The sequence below is a fragment of the Streptomyces sp. NPDC057854 genome (assembly GCF_042797055.1).
GTDB lineage: Bacteria > Actinomycetota > Actinomycetes > Streptomycetales > Streptomycetaceae > Streptomyces.
Map to the genome: position 1 here is coordinate 123,090 of NZ_JBHVMF010000006.1, position 15,537 is coordinate 138,626.

The window sequence follows — 15,537 nt, forward strand, 5'->3', positions numbered from 1 at the left end:
CGCGGCGCGCGACGGAACCCTGGAAGTCTATACGTAAGACAGCATGTATATACAGACCGGGGGGAGGGTCCGTCCGTCACACCGGGTCCCGCACCACCGGGCAGCTCATGCAGCGCGGCCCGCCCCTCCCCCGCCCCAGCTCGCTCCCAGGGATCTCGATCACCTCGATGCCCTGCTTCCGCAGATGCGTGTTGGTCGTGACGTTCCGCTCGTACGCCACCACCACCCCCGGCTCCACCGCCAGCACGTTGCACCCGTCGTCCCACTGCTCCCGCTCCGCCGCGTGCACGTCCTGCGTCGCCGTCAGCACCCGCACGTCCTGGAGCCCCAGCGCCGCCGCGATCGCGCTGTGCATCTGCTCCGGCGGGTGGTCGGTCACCCGCAGCGCCTGCCCATCGTCACCCGGCTCGATCGTGTACGAGCGCAGCATCCCGAGACCCGCGTACTGGGTGAACGTGTCACCGTCCACCATCGTCATCACCGTGTCCAGATGCATGAACGCCCGCCGCTTCGGCATGTCCAGCGCCACGATCGACCGCGCCGAACCCGCCGCGAACAGGCCCCGCGCCAGCATCTCCACCGCCTGCGGCGTGGTCCGCTCGCTCATCCCGATGAGCACCGCGCCGTTCCCGATGACGAGCACGTCCCCGCCCTCGATCGTCGACGGATAGTCCGACTGCCCCTCCGACCAGTGGTGGAACGGCCCCGCCTCCGGCCCCGTGAACAGCGGATGGTGCTTGTAGATCGCCTCGAAGTGGACCGTCTCCCGCTGTCGCGCCGGCCACTTCATCGCGTTGATCGACACCCCGTCGTAGATCCACGCCGACGTGTCCCGGGTGAAGAGGTGGTTCGGCAGCGGACCGAGGACGAAGTCGTCCAGTTCGAGCGCGTGGAAACGGACCGACGTCGGCTCCCGGTGCCCCGCCAGGAACTCACGCTTCGTCATCCCGCCGACCAGCGCCTCCACCAGCGCCGCCGTGTCCATCGAGTCGAACGCGGCCCGCAGGTGATCGGCCGCCAGCGGCCCGTACTCCTTCTCGTCGAAAACCCGGTCGAGGACCAGCGCCCGCGCCGCCGGCACCTCCAGCGCCTCCCGCAGCAGATCGCCGAAGAGATGCACCTCGACGCCCCGGTCGCGCAGCACGTCCGCGAAGCCGTCGTGCTCCTGGCGGGCCCGCCGCACCCACAGCACGTCGTCGAAGAGCAGGGCGTCCTTGTTGGACGGGGTCAGCCGCTTCAGCTCCAGATCGGGGCGGTGGAGGATCACGCGGCGGAGCCGGCCGGTCTCGGAGTCGACATGGAATCCCATGCGCCCATCCTGACGGAGCGGACGGCCGTACGCGTGGCACGCGCACGACCGAATTCCGCGAGGGGGCAGGCGTGCGACCCCGGGCCTGGCGTACGGGCTGGGCTTGGCGTACGGGCCGGGCCCGCGCGTAGGACCCGGGCCGGGCTCGCTTACGGGCCGGGCCCCACGTACGCCCGCGCTACAGCCGCGGGTCCACCGGCTCCGACTCCAGGGCCAGGACCGCGAACACCGCTTCGTGCACCCGCCACAGCGGCTCGCCCGCCGCCAGGCGCTCCAGCGCCTCCAGGCCGAGCGCGTACTCCCGGAGCGCCAGCGAGCGCTTGTGCCCGAGGTGCCGCTCCCGCAGCCGCGCCAGGTTCTCCGGACGCGTGTACTCGGGGCCGTACACGATCCGCAGGTACTCCCGGCCGCGCACCTTCACGCCCGGCTGCAGCGGACGGCCCGAGCCGTCCTTCACCAGCGCCGCCAGCGGCTTCACCACCATGCCCTCGCCGCCGGCGCCGGTCAGCTCCAGCCACCAGTCGGTGCCCGCGCGGACGGACGCCTCGTCGCCGGTGTCGACGACGATCCGCCGCGTCACCTGGAGCAGCCCCGCCGGATCGTGCTCCACGAGCCGGTCCAGCCACCCGAGCTGCACGTCGTGCGGCACGTCCGCGAGCGTCCGGCCGCGCACGGCGAGCAGCTGGAACGGCGCGAACCGCACCCCGTCCAGTCCCTCCGTCGGCCAGCAGTACCGCCGGTACGCCTCGGTGAACGCGCCCGCGTCCGCCGCCCGTTCGCGCTGCGCGGCCAGCAGCCCGTCCAGGCCCTCGACACCGCGCCCGGCCGCCGCCTCCAGCGCCCGTACGGCCTCCGGGAACACGGCCCCGGCCGCCGCGCCGACCGCCGCGTACTGGTGCCGCAGCAGCCCGCCCGACTTCAGCGACCACGGCATCAACTCGCCGTCCAGCAGCAGCCAGTCGGTGTCCAGCTCCTCCCACAGCCCGGCCGCGCCGATCGCCGTCCGCAGCCGCGCCAGGACCTCCTCGGTGGCGGCGTCGTCGTCGAAGAACGCCCGGCCCGTACGCGTGTGCAGCGCGCCCGTCGGCCCGTCCACGCCGAACCGCTCCCGGGCCGCGTCCGCGTCCCGGCAGACCAGCGCCACCGCCCGCGAACCCATGTGCTTCTCCTCGCACACGACCCGCTCGACACCGTCCGCCCGGTACTGGGCGAACGCCTCCGCCGGATGCTCCAGGAAGCCCTCCGCCCTCGCGGTCGGCGTCGGCGCCATCGTCGGCGGCAGGTACGCGAGCAGCCGCGGATCGACCGCGAACCGGCTCATGACCTCCAGGGCCGCCGCCGCGTTCTCCTCCCGCACCGCCACCTTGCCCAGGTGCCGCGTCTCCACCGTCCGCCGCCCGTGCACGTCGGCCAGGTCCAGCGGCCGGCCCTGGTGCCCGCCCGGCGCCTCCGACGCCAGCGGACGCACCGGCTCGTACCAGACCCGCTCGGCCGGCACGTCGACCAGCTCGCGCTCCGGCCAGCGCAGCGCCGTCATCCGCCCGCCGAACACCACGCCCGTGTCCAGGCAGATCGTGTTGTTGACCCAGGACGTGGTCGGCACCGGCGTGTGCCCGTACACGACCGTCGCCCGCCCCCGGTACTCCTCCGCCCACGGGTAGCGCACCGGCAGCCCGAACTCGTCGGTCTCCCCGGTGGTGTCGCCGTACAGCGCGTGCGACCGCACCCGGCCCGACGTCCGCCCGTGGTACTTCTCCGGCAGACCGGCGTGGCAGACCACCAGCTTCCCGTCGTCCAGGACGTAGTGGCTCACCAGACCGTCGATGAACGCCCGCACCCGCTCGCGGAACTCGTCCGGCTCCCGCTCCAGCTGCTCGATCGTCTCGGCGAGACCGTGGGTCCGCTGGACGTTCCGGCCCTTCAGCCAGCGTCCCAGCTTGTTCTCGTGGTTGCCCGGCACGCACAGCGCGTTCCCGGACTCCACCATGCCCATCACCCGGCGCAGCACGCCCGGCGAGTCCGGCCCCCGGTCGACCAGGTCGCCGACGAACACCGCCGTACGCCCCTCCGGGTGCACCCCGTCCACGTAACCGAGCCGGCCGAGCAGCGTCTCCAGCTCGCTCCGGCAGCCGTGGACGTCACCGATGATGTCGAACGGGCCCGTCAGGTGCCGCAGATCGTTGAACCGGCGCTCCAGCCGGACCTCCGCCGCGTCCACCTCCTCCGCCGACCGCAGGACGTGGACCTTGCGGAACCCCTCCCGCTCCAGCCCCTTCAACCCCCGGTGCAGCTCCCGCCGGTGACGGCCGATCACGTGCGGAGGCATCCCGGCCCGGTCGGCGCGCAGCGCGTTCCGCTCCCGGCAGACCCGCTCCGGCAGGTCCAGCACGATCGCGATCGGCAGCACGTCGTGCGCCCGCGCCAGCTCCACCAGCTGCCGCCGCGCCTCCCGCTGCACGTTGGTCGCGTCGACGACCGTCAGCCGGCCCGCGGCCAGCCGCTTGCCGACGATGTAGTGCAGCACGTCGAACGCGTCCCGGGACGCCGACTGGTCGTTCTCGTCGTCCGCGACGAGCCCCCGGCAGAAGTCCGAGGACACCACCTCGGTCGGCTTGAAGTGCCGCCGCGCGAACGACGACTTGCCGGAACCCGTCGCGCCGACGAGCACGACGAGGGACAGATCGGTGACGGGCAGCACCCTGCGCCGCTCCTCGGCCACGGCCGTCACGCCGGCCGCACGGTCGTCGCTCATGCCGCGCCCTCCTTCTTCCTGTCGTCGCCGTTCGCGGTCCGGTCGTCGTGCACGGTCCGGTCGTCGTGCGCGGTCCGGTCCTCGTTCGCGGTCCGGTCGTCGTTCTCTGCACGGGTGAACACCGCCATCTGCGTCGGCGCCCCCACCTCCGGGTCGTCCGCCCCGACCGGCGCGAACTCCACCCCGTACCCGTACCGCCCCGCCACGCCCCCGGCCCACTCCCGGAACTCCGCCCGGGTCCACTCGAACCGGTGGTCCGCGTGCCGGGCGTGCCCGGCGGGCAGCGACTCCCAGCGCACGTTGTACTCGACGTTCGGCGTGGTCACGACGACCGTACGGGGCCGGGCCGAACCGAACACCGCGAACTCCAGCGCCGGCAGCCGCGGCAGGTCCAGGTGCTCGATCACCTCGCTCAGCACCGCCGCGTCGTACCCGCCCAGCCGCTTGTCCGTGTACGCCAGCGAGCCCTGCACCAGCTTCACCCGCGCGGCCTGCCGCTCACCCAGCCGGTCCAGCCGCAGCCGGCGCGCCGCCACCGTCAGCGCCCGCACCGACACGTCCACCCCGACGATCTCGGTGAACCGCACGTCCTTCAGCAGCTCCTGCACCAACTGGCCCTGCCCGCAGCCCAGATCGAGGACCCGGGCGGCGCCCGCCGACCGCAGGGCGGCCAGGATCGCGGCGCGCCGGTGCTCGGCGAGCGGCACCGGCCGCTGCTCGGTGTCGCGGGCCTCGTCCACGGCGTTGTCGACGTCCTCGACGTCGAGCCCGTCGGCCTCCGCCAGCCGGACCAGTTCCAGCCGCTCCGACGCCTCGCGGGCGAGGCTCCGGCGGCGCGACAGATAGCGGGTGGTGATCAGCTCCCGCCGCGGATGGGCCGCCAGCCAGCCGTCCCCGGCCCGCAGCAGCTTGTCCACCTCGTCGGGCGCCACCCAGTAGTGCTTGGCGTCGTCGAGGACGGGCAGCAGCACGTACAGCTGGTTCAGCGCCTCCGCCAGCCGCAGCCGCTCGCTCTCCAGCACCAGCCGCACGTACCGCGAATCGCCCCACTCGGGGAACTCCGCGTCCAGCGCGACCGGTTCGGCGTCCACCGTCGTCCACCCCAGCGGCCCGAACAGCTCCCGCACCAGCTCCGGTCCGCCGCGCGCGGGCAGCACCGGCACCTCGATCCGCAGCGGCAGCGCCTCCGCCGCCCGCTCGGGCAGCGCCCGGCACACCCCGTGCAGCGCCGTCTTGAAGACCTGCGCGAGCGCGACCGCGAGCAGCGACGACGCGGCGTACGGCCGGTCGTTCACGTACTGCGCGAGCGCCGCGTCCGGCGCACCGCCCCGGCCCTTGCCCTTCCCCCGGCGCACCAGCGCCACGGGGTCCACCTCCAGCAGCAGCGCCGCGGTGCACCGCTCCGCCGTCGCCTCCGGGTAGAGCACGTGCGCGGTGCCGTGCGCGGTCGAGAACGCCTGCGCCCGCTCGGGATGCTTGTGCAGCAGAAAACCGAGATCGGTCGCGGGACGCTCCGGGCTGCCGGTCGTACTGATCGTCAAGAACACACGCCCGAGTATGAGCGCCCCTCCCCGCGACAACCAGGCATTTTCGCCGCGGCCCCGGGGGGCTACGGGGACGGTCCTGTGGGTTCACCGACCTACCGGTGGCCGGCCCCGGCCGCGGGGCTCGGCCACGGCGCTCGGCGGAGGTCTACCGGGCGTCCTCCCCCGGAACCCGCCCGGCGAGCGCGGCGATCGTCGCGGGGCCGACCCGGCAGCAGCCGCCGACGAGCCGGGCGCCCGCCGCCGTCCACGCGGCGGCCAGCCGGGGCGCGGCGGCCGGACCGAACGCGGGCGCACCCCGCCAGCCGCGCGCCCCGGCGTCCCAGCGCTCCCCGCTGTTCGGGTACACGACCGCCGGGAGGCCGGTCGCGGCGACGGCCGCCGCGACGGCGTCACCGGCCTCCACCGGGTCACAGCAGTTCACCCCGACGGCGACGACCTGCGCGTTCCCCGCCGCGACCGCGAACGCCTCCGCGAGCCCCTGCCCGGCCCGGGTCCGCCCGCCGGCGACGGTGTACGACAGCCACACCGGCACCCCGCACCCCTCGACCGCCCGCAGCAGCGCCTCCGCCTCCACGACGTCCGGCACCGTCTCCAGCGCCAGCACGTCCGGCCCCGCCGCCGCCAGCGCCTCGACACGCGGCCGATGGAACGCCGCCAGCCGTGCCACCGACAACCCGTACCGCCCCCGGTACTCGCTGCCGTCGGCGAGCAGGGCGCCGTAGGGGCCCACGGAGGCGGCCACCCACGCGGCCCGCCCTTCGCCGCTTCCCTGCCTCCCCGGGGGCCCCTCCCCCACCCCACCCTCCCCCGTCCCCCACCCCAACCCTGTCCCCTGCCCCGTCCCCGTCCCCTGCCCTGTCCCTGTCCGCGTCCCTCCTCCGGCCTCGCCGCTCCGGCGCGTGGCGGCGCGGCGGGCCAGGGTGACGCTGCGGGTCAGCAGCGTCGTGGCCTCGTCGCGGGCGAGGCCGCGGCGGGCGAAGCCCTCGTAGGTCGCCTGGTAGCTGCTCGTGATCAGCACCTCGGCGCCGGCCCGGACGTACGCGGCGTGGGCCGCCTCGATCTGCTCGGGCGCGTCGGCCAGCAGCCGCGCCGACCAGAGGTAGTCCGACAGGTCGCAGCCCTGGGCCTCCAGCTGGTTGGAGAGCCCGCCGTCGAGGACGAGCACGCCGTCGGCGAGCGCCTGGGCGAACGTCCGGACCGGTGCCATCGGCTCAGCCCAGCTGCGGAGCGACCTCGGCGGAGATCAGCTCCAGGTGGTCCAGGTCGTCCAGGTCGAGGACCTGGAGGTAGACCCGGGAGGAGCCGACCGCCGCGTAGCGGCCGAGCTTGTCGGCGACCTCGGCGGGCGAGCCCGCGAGGCCGTTGGCCTTGAGTTCGTCGACCTCCCGGCCGATGGCGGCGGCACGGCGCGCCACCTCGGCGTCGTTCTTGCCGACACAGACGACCAGCGCGTTGGAGTACACGAGGTCGCCGGCGTCCCTGCCCGCCTCCGCGGCGGCGGCCCGGACCCGTCCGAACTGCCGCTCGGTGTCCTCCAGCGACGCGAACGGCATGTTGAACTCGTCCGCGAACCGGGCCGCCAGCCGGGGCGTGCGGCTCGCGCCGTGCCCGCCGATGAGGACCGGGACCTTCCGCTGGGCGGGCTTGGGCAGCGCGGGCGAGTCGGCGAGACGGTAGTGCTTCCCTTCGTACGAGAACGTCTTGCCGGTCTCGGTCTCCCACAGGCCCGTGACGATCTCCAGCTGCTCCTCCAGCCGGCTGAACTTCTCCTTCGGGAACGGGATGCCGTACGCGGTGTGCTCCTCCTCGAACCAGCCCGCGCCCAGGCCGAGTTCGACCCGTCCGCCGGACATCCGGTCGACCTGGGCGACCTGGATGGCCAGGACGCCCGGCAGCCGGAAGGTGGCGGCGGTCATCAGGGTGCCGAGGCGGATCCGCCGGGTCTCGCGGGCGAGGCCCGCGAGGGTGATCCAGGCGTCGGTCGGCCCGGGCAGTCCGTCGCCCGCGCCCATCCGCAGGTAGTGGTCGGAGCGGAAGAAGGCGTCGAAGCCGAGGTCCTCGGTGGCCCGGGCCACCCGGAGGAGGGTGTCGTAGTCGGCGCCCTGCTGGGGTTCTGTGAAGATGCGAAGATCCATACCTCCATCCTGCACCGTGGGGTGCGTGTCAAGCCGCGCGTCAGCGCGCCGTGCCGTCCGGCACGGTCGGGTGAATATCCGTCCCCCTGGGCGGGACGGGTCGCCGCTGGCCAGTGACCGTGTCCGGGTGTCGTCGTTGGCTCGGGCGGAGCCGGACCGCCCGGCCCGCGCGCCGGCGGCAGCAGCCGGTGCGTCGTTCTTCTCCCGTGATCCCGTCCGCGCCGGCCGGGGCCCGGGTCGAGGAGGCCGCGATGTCCCAGGAAGCCGCGTCGGAGCAGGCCCTGCCCGAACCGCAGGCGCCGCAGTCCGTGCCCGGGCAGCAGGCTCCCGGAGCCCCGAAGGGGCTGCTCCAGCAGATGGAGGAGCTGATGGCGGCGCTCTCCGCCGACCTCTCCCAGCTGGACGCGGACCTCCAGTCGTCCGTGGACCGTCTCGGTTCGGACCCGTCCGTCTCCGGCGGGCCTTCCGCCGGCGAGCGAGCCGTGTAGCGGTACGCCGCCCCCTCCGTTCCGCCCCCTCCCTCCCGCTTCCCGGGCCCCGGACCGTCACCGGTCCCGGGCCCGGTCGCGTTCCCGCTCCCGGTGCTCCCCCTGGCCCTGGTCCTGGCCCTGCTCCCGGTCCTGGCCCTGACCCTGCTCCCGACCCCCATCCAGTCCCCGCCCCTGGTCCCGCTCCCCGTCAAGGTCCCGCGCGGGCTCGGGGGCCGGGCGGGGGGTCGTGCCAGCGGCCGGGGTGCCGACGGCCACGTTCTCGGTTGCCGCGAGCCCGGCGGGCGGGGCGCCGGTGGCCGGGGCGCCGAGGGGCCCGTCCGGTGGGGGGTCCGGGGAGCGGTGGGCGGGGCGCGGGATGGCCGGGAGGGGGTCGGCGCGGCCTCGCGGCGGGTCGGGAGGGCGGGCCCGGGTTTGTTCGCGTACGTCGAGCCGGCGGAGCATGCCCCGTACCCGGTCCCCGGCCTCGTCGGCGGCGTCGATGGCCTCCATGCACTGCCAGTACAGTCCCTCGTCGTCGGTGACCGAGGCCACCCCGACGAGCGCGATGCCGACCTCTCCGAGGAGTTCGCCGAGCGCGGTCAGTGCCGAGCGCGGGTCGCCGACCTCGGTGAGCCGTGCGGCGCGGGGGCCGGTCGTGCCCCACGTCGGGTACTCCTCCTCCCCCTCCCCGGCCTCGCTGAGCCCCCGCGCCTCGCCGCGCAGCTCCCGTGGGCCGCACAGCGCGAGGTGACTCCCTATCGCCTCGGCGAGCGCCCGGGCCTGCCAGGCTTCCGCCACGATGTCGTGTGCCGTCCCGCTCTCGGCCAGTGCCCGCAGGCCGGCCTGGACGAGCCGCTCCGCTTCCATCAACTACGCCCCCGTTCGTGCGACTTGCTCGTGCGACGTGCCTTCGCGCGCCTTCCCTTCAATCCACTACCCAGAGTGAGGCCGTGCGAGCCCCGGCACCAGAGGAATTCGGAAATCTGTGGACAGGCGGCTCGATGAGGGGAAAGCGATCACTCCGAAGAGTGACGGTCGCCGCCATCGCTGTCCGACTCGCCCGTTCCGTCCCTTCTGCGGGCGGGGAAACGGAGCTCGTTCCGGTCGATCTTGGCGGCGAGGGCGGCCAGCGGGTCGATCCCCAGCACCTGGCAGAACTGGAGGAGGTACGCGAGGACGTCCGCGACCTCGTCCGTCACGCGGTGGGCCGTGTCCGGGTCGTCCATCACCCGAGCCGCCTGCTCGGGTGTCGACCACTGGAAGATCTCCAGGAGTTCGGCCGCCTCGACGCTGAGTGCCGCCGCCAGGTTCTTGGGCGTGTGGTAGGGCTGCCAGTCGCGCGCCGCCGCGAAGTCGGCGAGGCGGCGCTGGAGCCCTGCCACGTCGTGTTCGGTGTCCGTCACGGGGTCAGGTCTACCACTGTCACTCCGGGAACCCGCCGGGCCTCCGCCGCCCCGGCCTCGCCTAGGGTGCCGACGAGCCGGATGTGGCCGTCGGCGGCGATGGTCGCGGCCAGCCCGAGCAGCGCCGCCGTCTGCCGGGCGTCGAGCCCGCGGTCGAGGTCGTCGGTGAGCAGCGTGAGGCACTGCATGGCGTCCGGGACCTCCGCGATCCGGTCCATGGCGAAGACGCCCGGGCCGGTCAGCAGCGTCAACGCCAGGGCCAGGTAGCGCAGTTCGCCGTCGCCGAGCCGGCCCAGCGGGGTGGCGGGGCGGGCGCCCCGGGCGAGGAGGGCCTGGACGGTGCCGTCGGGCAGTTCCTCGACGGCGACGGCGGTGACGGGTCCCGCGCAGCCCGCGCCGGCGACCGTCGCGAGGCGCTGGTGACGGCGCGGGCAGGCGTTGTGCGTGCGGTGCAGGACCTCGGCGAGGTTCGCGCAGTCGGGCCGCAGCCGGCCCTCGCCGGGGAGGACGGGGGCCCGCATCCTGGACGGCTCGGGCGTGCACGGGAAGAGCGACCGGAGGCCGACGACGGTCTGTTCGGCGGCGGCCAGCACCTCGCGCTGCCCCGCGGTGGCCCCGGCGACGCGCAGCGGGAGGAGCGCGGTGCCGAGCAGGTCGTCGGGGAGCGGGGCGCGCGTCACCGGGGTGGACCCGGCGGTGAGCCACGCGGCCTGCACGGTGGCGCGGCCGGGGTCCCTGAGGGCGGTGGTGAGGAGGGTGCGTCCGTGGCGGGTGAGGCGTTCGCCGACGATGCGGAGGCGCGGCTCGGCCTGAACGGCGAGGTCGAGCTGGACGGGGCCGAGGGGGCCGTCGACGGTGCAGCCGATGCGGAAGCCGCGGCGGCCCTCGGAGTCGGGCTGGGCGCCCTCGGGGACGAGGGCGCTGGGGTCGGGGAAGACCTCGCCGAGCGGGTCGCCCGCGCCGAGCCGGGCCAGCGTCTCGTACGCGCCCAGCACCGTGGACTTTCCGCTGCCGCTCGGCCCGGTGAAGAGCGTGACGGGCCCGAGGGCGTGGTGCGCGCGCCGGCGTCCGGCGTAGGCGGAGAGGCGCAGTTCGGTCACGACGGGCCGCGCGAAGGCGGGCGGTGCGGCTTCGGCGCCGTCTCCGGAGCGAAGGCCGGGGCCGCCGCCGGGCGTGTTGTGCGGGGTGCGGGTACGGGCGCGGGGGCTGGTGCGGGACGACTGCCCGTCGGCCGCGCCGGGACGCGTACCGGCGACCGCGCCCGACCCCGCCCCCGACCTCGTACCCGGATCAGCATCCGTACGCGTACCCGTACCCGGCGCCGGAGTCGGGCGGGGGTGGGGGACGGTTTCGGGGCGGGCGCCGGTGGCCCGTGGGGCGTCGGGGGTACGGGGGTCGGCGGGGCGGGCGTCAGGGGTGCCGGGGTCGGGCGTCGGGGCGTCCGGGGTACGCGGGTCGGGGGTGCGGGGAGCGGGGGTGCGGGCGAGGGCGGGGCCGCCGGTGAGGTCCATGATCGGACCGTACGCAGGGGCGCAACTGGCGAACCGTTACGGCGAGATGACCTCCTACGATCGGGGGACGCTCGCGTGCGGGGCGCCGACGGGCTCGTCGTCCTCGTCGCCCGTCGGGGCGTCGCCGGTGCTCTCGACCTCGGTGCCGGCCGGGGCGAGCAGGAAGACGTTGCGGTCGACGCGGTGCATGCCGCTGCCGAGGCCGAACACGACGCCGCTGCTGAAGTCGAGGACGCGCTTGGCGACTTCGGGGTCGGCGCTGGTGAGGTCGAGCAGGACCGGGATCTGGGCGATGAGGTACTCGGCGACCTCGCGGGCGTCGGCGAAGACCTGGACCCGCAGCACGACCATGCGGCGCTGCTCGGCGGATGCGTACTGCTCGGGGATGGTGCGGTGATCGACCCTGGACGGCCATTCGTCACGGCCGCGCAGGGGCAGGACCTGGGCCAGACCCTCCCACTGCTCGTCGGTGACGTCGTACCTCTCGTACCTACTCATGGCACCATCCTCCCGTCCCTCACCCGTTCGGCCCAACAACGACACGGGCGAACGGGTGACGGACGGTACCAGGACCGTCCACGGGAGGACCGATCCGGGGGGGCGAGATGCGGAGGGGGGCGCGATCCGGGGGTCGATCCGGCAAGCGCGCCGGGGTCGATCCGGGCGGACGGAGGGGGAGCCTCAGGCGAAGGTCCTGGCGAGGCGGCGCAGGCCCTCGGCGATCTCGTCGGGAGCGTGGGTGGTGAAGGAGAGGCGCAGGGAGGCGGCGTCGGGGGTGCCGGAGAAGAACGGGGCGCCGGGGACGTACGCGACCTGATGGCCGACGGCGGTGGCGAGGAGGGCGGTGGCGTCGTGGCCGTCGGGGAGGGTGGCCCAGACGAACATGCCGCCCTCGGGCCGGTTCCAGCGGCTGCCCTCGGGGAGCGCGGCCGGCAGTCCCGCGAGCAGGGCGTCGCGGCGGGCGCGGTAGGCGGTGCGCATGCCGGCGACGTGGGCGTCGAGGTCGCTGTCGCGGAGGTAGCGGGCGACGGCGGCCTGGTCGACGGTGGAGGTGTGCAGGTCGGCGGCCTGCTTGGCGATGACGCAGGCGCGGCGCAGGGCGGCCGGGGCGCGCAGGTACCCGAGGCGGAGGCCGGGGGCCATGACCTTGGAGAAGGAGCCGAGGAGGGCGGTGCGGTCGGCGCCGGCGGGCTGGGCGGCGAGGTACGGGACGGGTGCGCCCTCGAAGCGGAGTTCGCCGTACGGGTCGTCCTCCGCGATCCAGAAGCCGTGGCGGGCGGCGGCCTCGGCGACGGCGGCGCGCCGGGCGGCGGGGAGGGTGCGGCCGGTGGGGTTCTGGAAGGTGGGGATGACGTAGAGGAGGGTGGGCTTCTCGCGGGCGGCGATCTCGTCGAGCGCCTCGGGGACGATGCCGTCGTCGTCGGTGGGGACGGGGACGACGCGGGCGCCGGAGAAGCCGAAGGTCTGGAGGGCCGCGAGGTAGCAGGGGTCCTCGACGAGGACGACGCTGCCGGGTTCGAGGAGCGCGGTGGCGAGGAGGGTGAGGGCCTGCTGGGAGCCGGTGGTGATGACCAGGTCGTCGGCGTCGGTGGGCAGGCCGCGGGCGGTGAGCCGGGCGGCGACGGCGGTGCGGAGCGCGGGGTCGCCCTCGGTAGTGGAGTACTGGAGGGCGGCGTCCGGGCGGTCGGTGAGGACGGCCTGGTAGGCGGCCTTGATGCCTTCGGTGTCGAAGAGTTCGGGTGCGGGCAGGCCGCCGGCGAACGAGATGACCTCGGGCCGTGCCGTGAGCGCCAGGATCTCGCGTACGGGCGAGGCGGCCACGCTTCCCAGCCGGGCGGCGAAGGGGGCCAGGGGGGCGGTGCCGGTCGGGAGCGAGGGGGCGGCGGTCGCCGCGGTGTCGGTGGGGAGCGAGGGGGCGGCGGAAGGCATGCGGTTCAGTGTAGGCAGCAACTGTTCGCTGTCCAGGGGTGTCTCACGGGCTGAGTACGGGGGCGGCTTGTGAGCCGATCGCCGCTCTCCGTAGGGGGGTTGGGGCGGTGGTGGAGTCGGCGCCGCCCGCGGTGAAGGTGCGGGTGTACGGGATGCGGTGGGCGCCGAGGGCGCGGCGGGTCGCTTCGGTGCGGGCCTCGGCGCCGGGGGCGGTCGGGTCGTGGAGGACGCCGGCGACGGAGCCGCTGTGGGAGATCTGGACGCCGACGGCGCCGGTACGCCGGGCGAGGGCGACGAGCGCGTCGAACTCCGGGTGCCGCAGCACCCTTTGGGCACGGCGGGCGCTGGCGGTGGCGACCCGGCCGAGGAGCGCGGTGTCGCCGTCGGTGACGGCGCGGCGGAGCAGGTCGCGGAGCCGGGCGTAGGCGCGGAGATCGGCGGGGCCGGCGGCGGGGGCGGGCAGGGCGAGGGTGTCGACGGGGGCGCCGCCGCCGAGGAGGCAGCCGACGACGAGGAGCGGCGGCAGCGCACGGCCGAGGACTTCGAGGACGCGGCCCTCGCGCTGGGCGAAGAGGACCGGCCGGGCGTCGAGCATGAGGGGGTCGCTGGCGCGTTCGGCGCGGACGGCGAGGCGGGCGGTGGTGCCGGGGTCCAGGCGGAGCCCGTACGCGTCGGCGACGGCCCGCACCGCGGCGAGGACGTCGCTGGTGGAACTGCCCATGCCGAGGCCGAGCGGAACGGCGCCGGTGAGCCGCAGGGTGCCGCCGTACGCGGGCCGGCCGGTGCGCGCCGCGCAGGCGGCGACGGCCAGCCGGGCGGCGCGGGCGGCCTTGGCGCGGTCGGCGGGGACGACGGTGACGGTGGTGGGCGGGGTGCCGGGGCGGGGGGTGAAGTCGGCGCGGGTGGCGGGGGTGGCGACGGGGAGGGTGACGAGCCCGGCGTGCGGGCGGCCGTCGGCGTCGGTGAACACGCCTTGGAGGAGTTCGCCGTGGTGGGAGGGGGCGTGACCGGTGCCGGGGGCGGGGGTGGGGGTGGGTTCTGGGGCGCTCGTGGTCACGGAGAAGAGTGTGACTGCCGCCCGGGCCTCCGCCGGCTGCGAGGGGGGGGGTGACGGCCCCTGCCGCCCGCACGCGCGCGTGGGGAACACGCTCCACCGCCCTCCGCCGCCACGCGCGCGTGATGCACGTGCTCCGCACCTCCCCGCCGCCACGCGCGCGCGTGCGTCTCGGGTTCTCAGCCGGCCGGCCACCACTCCGGGCCCGGGCCCCGGGCGGCGTCCTTCACGAAGACGAGCGCGTCGTGGTCGGCCAGGCGTGCGGGGTCGAGGGGGGCGTAGCCGTACCAGGGGGATGCGCGCGGGGCCGGCGGTACGCCGCCGAGCGCGGCGGTCAGCAGCGGTACGTCGACGGCGTACCCGTCCTCGGGGAGCGCGTACAGGAGCCCTTCGACGGTGTCCGGCGGCGGGGCCTGCACGCCGCGGTGGCGGAGGGTGCCGAGGGCGCCGCCGACGAAGGCGTACGCGTCGCCGAGCCGGGAGGCGGCGATCGCGCCGGCGCTCCAGCACTCCGCGCGCCCCTCCCCCGTTCCCATGCCGGTCCGCCCGCGCTGGAGGTGGCTGTTGTGGCCGTACGCGAAGACGGGGCCGCGTTCGGCGAGGGCGAGCAGGTTGGCGGCCATCATGGCGTCGCGGACGGTGAGGAGTCCGGTCAGGCGCGCGGGCGTGGGGTCGGCCGTCCGGGCGTGGTAGCGGAGCAGGCCGGCGGCGGTGCGGGCGAAGAGGCGCGCCCGGTGCCATGCCTCGCGTTCGGCGGGGTCCCGCAGGTCCGGGGCCTGTGCGTCGAGGAGGGCGGTCAGGTCGTCGGTGATCCGCCGGAGCCGCTCGGCGTCGGGCGTGCGGCCCACGGAACGGGACGGGTCGCGCAGGGCGGCGGGGTCGGTCCAGCGGGCGTCCGCGCCGAGGAGTCCGTCGAGTTCGGTGGCGGTGCAGGGCAGCGGCGCGGCGTCGCAGCGGGCGGCGAGGTGGGCGTGGAGGGCGGTGAGGGCCTGGCGGGGCGAGGCGGCGCCGGACATCTCCAGCGGACCGTCGAACCCGGCGAACCGCACCTGGTCCGCGGCGGGCCGGCCCTCGTTGAACGCGCGCATCCAGCGCACCAGCGCGCGGTTGGCGGGCGATCCGCCGAAGCCGTGGCTGAAGCCGCGGTCCATCACGTCGTCCAGCGTGCCGGTTCCGGTGGTGACGTGGTCGTCGACGGCCAGTCCGGCCAGGCAGTCGCTCTCGAGGGCGAAGATCCGGTACCCGTCCTCCTCGACGAGCCGCCGGAACAGTGCGTTGCGTACGTCGAGGAGGGCGTCCTCGCCGTGGGTGGGTTCTCCGAGGGCGAGGACCCGCGGCCGGGTGCCGAGGAGTCCGGTGAGGCTCGCCGCGCCGACGCTCCGGGCGGCGTCCTCGAGGGTGACGGTCATGCGGTCCACCTTTCTCGC

The 15,537-nt window shown here is 75.4% G+C and carries 12 protein-coding genes and 1 pseudogene; 1 reads left to right on the forward strand and 12 read right to left on the reverse strand.

What is annotated here, in order from left to right; all coding sequences use genetic code 11:
* Positions 1–76: 76 nt before the first annotated feature.
* From ACFVQZ_RS11330 to ACFVQZ_RS11350, 5 genes are all read right to left on the reverse strand, one after another.
* Positions 77–1,309 carry an arginine deiminase gene (locus ACFVQZ_RS11330; RefSeq protein WP_383621208.1) on the reverse strand — a complete coding sequence of 411 codons (1,233 nt, stop codon included), beginning with the start codon at positions 1,307–1,309 and terminating at the stop codon, positions 77–79.
* A 178-nt stretch (positions 1,310–1,487) separates the two neighbouring features.
* Positions 1,488–4,061, reverse strand: coding sequence for a polynucleotide kinase-phosphatase (locus ACFVQZ_RS11335; protein WP_383621210.1), 2,574 nt, complete (start codon positions 4,059–4,061; stop codon positions 1,488–1,490).
* A complete protein-coding gene (locus ACFVQZ_RS11340; RefSeq protein ID WP_383621212.1) occupies positions 4,058–5,608 on the reverse strand; it encodes a 3' terminal RNA ribose 2'-O-methyltransferase Hen1 in 1,551 nt (516 codons plus the stop codon). The genes ACFVQZ_RS11335 and ACFVQZ_RS11340 overlap by 4 nt, the downstream gene beginning before the upstream one ends.
* Positions 5,609–5,753: 145 nt before the next feature.
* Positions 5,754–6,815 carry a homocysteine S-methyltransferase gene (gene mmuM / locus ACFVQZ_RS11345; protein WP_383621214.1) on the reverse strand — a complete coding sequence of 354 codons (1,062 nt, stop codon included), beginning with the start codon at positions 6,813–6,815 and terminating at the stop codon, positions 5,754–5,756.
* 4 nt (positions 6,816–6,819) lie between these two features.
* Entirely contained in the window at positions 6,820–7,743 is a 924-nt protein-coding gene (locus tag ACFVQZ_RS11350; protein WP_383621216.1) for an LLM class F420-dependent oxidoreductase, read from the reverse strand.
* Between the two features lie 251 nt (positions 7,744–7,994).
* Between ACFVQZ_RS11350 and ACFVQZ_RS11355 the strand changes: the two genes are divergently transcribed.
* A complete protein-coding gene (locus tag ACFVQZ_RS11355; RefSeq protein ID WP_051787780.1) occupies positions 7,995–8,231 on the forward strand; it encodes a hypothetical protein in 237 nt (78 codons plus the stop codon).
* A gap of 369 nt (positions 8,232–8,600) precedes the next feature.
* On the opposite strand, the pseudogene ACFVQZ_RS11360 reads toward ACFVQZ_RS11355, so the two are convergent.
* The 7 genes and pseudogenes from ACFVQZ_RS11360 to ACFVQZ_RS11390 all read right to left on the reverse strand — a co-directional run.
* Positions 8,601–9,080: pseudogene (locus tag ACFVQZ_RS11360) on the reverse strand (DUF6099 family protein); the annotation flags it as partial.
* Between the two features lie 149 nt (positions 9,081–9,229).
* On the reverse strand, positions 9,230–9,616 hold the full coding sequence (locus ACFVQZ_RS11365; RefSeq protein ID WP_030494663.1) for a nucleotide pyrophosphohydrolase: 387 nt from the start codon (positions 9,614–9,616) through the stop codon (positions 9,230–9,232).
* Complete coding sequence (locus tag ACFVQZ_RS11370; RefSeq protein WP_383621363.1) at positions 9,613–10,716, reverse strand: ATP-binding protein; 1,104 nt, start codon at positions 10,714–10,716, stop codon at positions 9,613–9,615. The genes ACFVQZ_RS11365 and ACFVQZ_RS11370 overlap by 4 nt, the downstream gene beginning before the upstream one ends.
* 465 nt (positions 10,717–11,181) lie before the next feature.
* Positions 11,182–11,625, reverse strand: coding sequence for a cell division protein SepF (locus tag ACFVQZ_RS11375; protein ID WP_383621219.1), 444 nt, complete (start codon positions 11,623–11,625; stop codon positions 11,182–11,184).
* 183 nt (positions 11,626–11,808) lie between these two features.
* Complete coding sequence (locus tag ACFVQZ_RS11380; RefSeq protein ID WP_383621221.1) at positions 11,809–13,056, reverse strand: PLP-dependent aminotransferase family protein; 1,248 nt, start codon at positions 13,054–13,056, stop codon at positions 11,809–11,811.
* A 43-nt stretch (positions 13,057–13,099) separates the two neighbouring features.
* Entirely contained in the window at positions 13,100–14,113 is a 1,014-nt protein-coding gene (locus ACFVQZ_RS11385) for a GHMP kinase (protein WP_383621222.1), read from the reverse strand.
* A 176-nt stretch (positions 14,114–14,289) separates the two neighbouring features.
* Positions 14,290–15,519: an erythromycin esterase family protein gene (locus tag ACFVQZ_RS11390; protein ID WP_383621224.1), complete on the reverse strand. Its 1,230-nt coding sequence runs from the start codon at positions 15,517–15,519 to the stop codon at positions 14,290–14,292.
* Positions 15,520–15,537 lie beyond the last annotated feature (18 nt).